The sequence below is a fragment of the Helicobacter sp. T3_23-1059 genome (genome assembly GCF_053654515.1).
Window position 1 is genome coordinate 1 of the sequence record NZ_JBSIUV010000156.1, and the last position, 1,018, is coordinate 1,018.

At 34.9% G+C, this 1,018-nt stretch carries 2 protein-coding genes; both read left to right on the forward strand.

Translation table 11 applies throughout. The annotated features are described in order from the left end of the window. A partial coding sequence (locus ACWIX0_RS13740) for a hypothetical protein (protein ID WP_454174545.1) occupies nucleotides 1-228 on the forward strand: 228 nt, incomplete at its 5' end. Further along, nucleotides 222-893, forward strand: coding sequence for a tetratricopeptide repeat protein (locus tag ACWIX0_RS13745; RefSeq protein WP_454174546.1), 672 nt, complete (start codon nucleotides 222-224; stop codon nucleotides 891-893). The genes ACWIX0_RS13740 and ACWIX0_RS13745, both read left to right, overlap by 7 nt. Nucleotides 894-1,018: the final 125 nt, after the last annotated feature.

Below are 1,018 nucleotides of genomic sequence, written 5' to 3' on the forward strand. Positions count from 1 at the left end.
TTGTTTAATTATATTAAGCTATCCAAAGGCAATTCTAGTAGCATATCAAAGAATGCGCTAAAAAAAGAGTGTAATAAAAATTTTGATGGCAACTTTGACTCTATGAAAAATGATGGAGGACACAATAATGGCAAAATATTTGTTGGCAAAAATAATAAAATAAAACTAAATGAGGACATAGCAGAATTTGTTATTGCAGAATATAAAAAGAGGGGGTTTAAATGGTAAAGATAGCAAACAAAGTAGTGGTATTATTATGTGGGATTTTAGTCTGTATGCTAAGTATTGGAATTTGCGATTCTATGGATCACCTTGCATATCAAGATAAAAACGCGTGTCAGGCATATTGTCAGGAATTGATTGATAATGGACAACCAGGTATGGAAGCATTGGGTAATGTAGCACCAAGCGTGGAGGAATGCACTAAAGATACTTGTGGTTTTGTGGGTAGTTTTTGTAACTTAACAGAGAATTATAGAGAAGCGATACCATATTTTGAGAGAGCTATTGCTTTAGGGGATAATGAAGCATATTATTTGTTGGGATTCGCTTACTATAGCTTAAATGCTTATTTTAGCGCAAAGAAATATTATGAAATCGGGTGTAACAAAGTTAGCGAAGCACAATCAATCTCTTGCTACAAATTAGGGGTAATGTATGTCAAAGGACAGGGCGTGCGACAAGACTACCACAAAGCAGTAGAACTCTACAAAAAAGCCTGTGAGATGAAACATGACACAGCGTGCAATAATCTAGGGTTTCTCTATGAAAACGGACAAGGTGTGAGGCAAAATCTCTCTATCGCTAAGCAATACTACGGCAAAGCGTGTGATTTGGGTATTCAACTAGACTGTGATAATTACAAACTACTAAACAATCAAGGGGTGCAGTGATGGCAATTTTAGAAAAGGATAAACTACATAAAGTTGAGCCTAAAAAAATACAAAAAGAACAAATTGTTATAGCAAGGAGTGAGTATTTTTGCGCTAAACATAATGGCAAACAATATTTTCAACTG